The sequence below is a fragment of the Vreelandella sp. L-25 genome (assembly GCF_056857535.1).
In genome coordinates, this window is sequence record NZ_JBSXNH010000033.1 from 1 (window position 1) to 4,063 (window position 4,063).

A 4,063-nucleotide genomic window follows, 5' to 3' on the forward strand; every position below is an offset into this window, starting at 1 on the left:
TCCTCGCAGCCGGCATCCGCACTTCCTCGTGATGAAAAAGAAGGGTATGCCGAATAAAGTTGAAGAATTCCAGCGTGTTGGATGTGATTCCGGGGGAACGTGACCGATGATTCCGGCAACGTGACCAGCGATTCCGGAAAATTGCCCAAAATCGGTCACGATAAAACGGAATGCGCGGTCACCATCATCCAGAATAGGCGGTCACGTTCAAACGGAATGGGCGGTCACGATAGGGCGGAATATGCACTCAGAATCATATTTTGATTCACAGCCACTATTCCTATCCTAGCCAGGATAGGAATAGGTTTGAGGAAATCAGAGTTAGATACCAATTCTACGGACGTTAATACACTGCAATACGGCTCCAATTACAGCCACAGCTCCCGCTCCAACAGGCAATGCCCAGATCGGTAAATCCATCGCCAGAGCCATACCACCTGCCGCAGCACCAATAGCGCTTCCTAAATACAAAGCCGATTCATTAAGTGCTACAGCTAGATTTCCGTCACCCTTAGATTCCCTCACATGAATCAGCTGATTATTCTGGGGAACCTGCAGTGCCCATCCAACGGCCCCCCACAGAATGATTGGCACCATTGCCAACCAAGCATTCCAGGACGCAACTACTGGTAGAATAGCCAGAGATATTGCCAGAATTAACATAATAGCCAATGTCATCTGGGGTCCTTTAACGCGATCAGCGAGAGGTCCTACTAAGAAGCTGCCAAGCACACCTCCAATCCCCCAAACCCATAGAAACGGCGTGATCGAGTCAACGTCCCCGTATTCAGAAGAAGACATAAGAGGAGCCAAAAAGGTATACATCCCTAAACTGGCGATAGCGGCAAGCAAAGATACTGACAGGACCACGATTACCTGACCATCTACCAACAAGGACAACTTTTTACGTAACGGTACGGCATCTGAACTTGGCAGCTCTGGTAGTCGCCAAGCCAACCCGAGAAACGCTATCATTCCAAGTAATGTCACCAGCCAAAGCGCGGAGGCCCAACCGAGTTTTTCCGCCAGTACAAGTCCTCCCGGAACGCCCAAAACAGTACCTGCCGCCATTCCTCCCATGATAATAGCTATTGCTTTGCCACGAGCTGAGGATGACAGTGACGCCGCGATCGCGATCCCCATTGCAAGATAAACACCGGACCCAACCCCTGCTAAGGCACGGAAAGCAAGCAGAAAGTAAAAGTCTGTGGATAGTGCGCTCGCAGCGTTTGACAGAACAAATAACCCAAGCGCAGCTAATAGCCCATTTCGTTGCCGGTTTCCTGGTAACAAAGCCACAACGATCGGTGACCCAATGCCATAGGCGAGAGTAAAAGCTGTCACAAGCTGAGCAGCCACGCCAACGGAGACTCCGAAAGACTGTTCAATCAGAGGTATTAACCCAGCGGTAACATAAGAAGCCATACCCAGCGCAAAAGCGCCTAAAGCAATTAAGTAAACTATGAGTGAATTCGAGTTTGTCGTGATCGTGGGCGCACTCTCTGGGACGCACATTTCATTATTTGAGCTCATAAATAGACTCTCCTAGTGGAAAAGCCGTCATTCTATAAGCAGCATTAAGGTGTTACAATTTAACCATTTATGCTATTACTAAAAGCAACAGGAAACACATGAGTAAGTTAGAGCGTACAAGAAAGGAGCTAGCTGCTTTCTTGAAATCACGGCGAGAACGTCTGGCTCCTACAGACGTGGGGCTCCCTAGTGGGGGGCGTAGACGGACACCAGGGTTGCGGCGTGAAGAAGTTGCCGCTCTATCAGGGGTGGGACTCACTTGGTATACATGGCTCGAACAGGGGCGAGATATTAGTACGTCTTCCTCGTTTCTCGATAACTTGGCCCAAGCGCTGAAACTGGATGCCGCCGAACGTAGGCATCTGTTTTTGCTCGCTCATGACAGGCTGCCGCCGGAACCTGGCAAGACTTACTGTAAAGTTCCGCCTTTAATATTGAGGCTGATGAGAGACTTATCGCCTCACGGCACTTATGTACTTAACCTACGGTGGGATGTGTTGGCTTTCAACGAGGAGGCCGACCGGCTTTTTGGCTTCAATCGCCATCCTCCTGGGCAACGCAACCTGCTTTGGATGCTATTCACAGATCCCGCTCTCCGCGAACGTCTGGTTGACTGGGACAATCAGGCGGCTCAGATGTTATCCAGTTTTAGGCGAGACTACGCTCACGCAACGCAAGAAGCGGATATCCAGGCTCTGGTTACCAATTTACAGAAGGCTTCTCCTGACTTCAGGCAATGGTGGAATCGCCATGATGTTGACGCCCCGTGTCAAGGTGTCAGGGATATGAAAATGGAGAGTGAGACTATCTCTTTTGAACACACTTCAATGACCGTCGATGCTGATCGTCATCTCCGATTGGTTGTTTATGCACAGAGGATTGAGTAGTTGCACGCAATTATTTCGGGAGAGAAATAAAATATTATAAAGGCCCTTTCAGAGCCCCATCCACGTCGTATAAGTAAACGTCGATTCTGGAAAACATTAAGAAATGAGCAACGAGTCCTTTTCGAGGCTCTTCGGAATGGGTCAGGCTCAGAAACACTGGCATGGAGGTTATTGGACTAAGAGCCCGTCGTTTCCACCTGATTTGGAAAACTCACGCACTGGGATTCCGACGACAACTTATCCAGATTAATAGCGTATGTGCAGATCATATCTCCAAGAGGCCGCCTAATAGAGCGCATGGAATGAGCTCAAAGTTATCCAAATCAGATAGGTATGTGTAGCGATTGGAAAGTTCTCCAGGAGAGTCCCCTACCGCTGTTGGAGAACTCTCACTCAGTGTCATCATCCAGCCACTACTTTCCGCCCCAGTTGTCGGGGCGCTGTTCTCACCGCTCAATCAGCATCGTTCCCCATCTGCTTTTCGAACGCCTGTCGAATGAGCCCCATTACATAGGCAAGCTCAGATTCCTCACTAAACCCTACTTCCACATCGCCATTTCCCCAACGTCCGAGGTTGGTCACGTCACGAGCCATCCCTTTCGGATCGCTCAACTCGTGAAACGGCATATTCAAAGACAGTCGCAAACGGGTCTTTTGCGGGACCACATCGACAAAGTTCGTCTCGGCTTTGAACGCTATATAGAGCTTGAGGACTTCTTCAGTGACGCTCGTGTCGAGCGCCAGGACTTCCTTTCGGAGCTGCTCAAATAGAGCGCGCATTGGGGTCCCGTTTGCGAGTTGAGGGTGATCCTCAAGGTTGTAGGCTTCTGGTTTGACGGCCACGTTGCGGTAGGTATCGAGGATCTCGTCCGGCAATACCGGAGCCGCCCAAACCCGCACCGCTTCCTGGGCCAGCTTGGCGGCCCGATTCTTAATTGAGTCCTCATTCCATGCTTCTACAGCTCCCAAGCCCTCGTTGAGCCGTAGAGGGCTTTGTTTGAATCCGCCCTGCATATCGCGCTTCTCGATGAAAGCTCGGTCGCTGTACTCTGAGTTGTAGCCCGTAAGAGTCAGATTACCCAGCGTATGCAGCCAGGTTTCATGCACACGCTTCCATTCCGGACCTAGCTCATCCTTCCATCTAGCAGACAGATTCTCATTCTGCGGCATGATGTGTTCGATCGTGTATTCGTCGACCGGAACCCGTTCCTTGCGCTCGAAATTCTCCAGGCGGCGTAACCAGTAACTCCGACTGCGGAAGTTATAGAGATCGCGTACTGCCAGTTCCCTTTTGAACTCTTCGTCATTCGGAAAACGCCTGTATGACTTCAAACCGAGCAGGTGAGCCTTGATGCTCTCCAGGTAACGGTTCTTCTGCAATGATTTGTGAAAGGTCGCAAAGCTCTTGTTCAGCGAGTTTGTGGGGATGGCACAAACGGCACGACGGAACACATAAGCCTCGATCAGCCGAATAGCGCTATGAAAGTCATCTCGGGACAGATTCCTGAATCCGTGAGACCGGCCCCCGGAAGCACTTCTAACCCACTGACCTGCATGGCAATATAGCCATTATCGCCATTCACCCAGACAGTGCCATGCCCAACATAAAGTTCCGCGCCAGTCGCCGCACCCTCACCAGCCAC

General features: G+C 50.7%; 4 protein-coding genes. 1 reads left to right on the forward strand and 3 read right to left on the reverse strand.

The window, feature by feature from the left end; all coding sequences use genetic code 11:
- Positions 1-321: 321 nt before the first annotated feature.
- Positions 322-1,533, reverse strand: a complete 1,212-nt coding sequence (locus AC13CN_RS02450; RefSeq protein ID WP_233420303.1) for an MFS transporter — start codon at positions 1,531-1,533, stop codon at positions 322-324.
- 98 nt (positions 1,534-1,631) lie between these two features.
- Here AC13CN_RS02450 and AC13CN_RS02455 point away from each other — a divergent pair, with 98 nt between their 5' ends.
- Positions 1,632-2,420, forward strand: a complete 789-nt coding sequence (locus tag AC13CN_RS02455; RefSeq protein ID WP_034819422.1) for a helix-turn-helix transcriptional regulator — start codon at positions 1,632-1,634, stop codon at positions 2,418-2,420.
- Positions 2,421-2,873: 453 nt separating this feature from the next.
- Here AC13CN_RS02455 and AC13CN_RS02460 read toward each other — a convergent pair whose 3' ends face one another.
- Both AC13CN_RS02460 and AC13CN_RS02465 read right to left on the reverse strand, forming a co-directional pair.
- Entirely contained in the window at positions 2,874-3,872 is a 999-nt protein-coding gene (locus tag AC13CN_RS02460) for a GmrSD restriction endonuclease domain-containing protein (RefSeq protein WP_253557370.1), read from the reverse strand.
- A gap of 11 nt (positions 3,873-3,883) precedes the next feature.
- On the reverse strand, positions 3,884-4,063 hold a 180-nt coding region (locus AC13CN_RS02465), incomplete at its 5' end, for a hypothetical protein (RefSeq protein WP_483052985.1).

Excerpts from the sequence above, each read along its gene's own strand:
- AC13CN_RS02450 (WP_233420303.1), bottom strand. The coding sequence starts at position 1,533 with ATGAGCTCAAATAATGAAATGTGCGTCCCAGAGAGTGCGCCCACGATC.
- AC13CN_RS02455 (WP_034819422.1), top strand. The coding sequence starts at position 1,632 with ATGAGTAAGTTAGAGCGTACAAGAAAGGAGCTAGCTGCTTTCTTGAAA.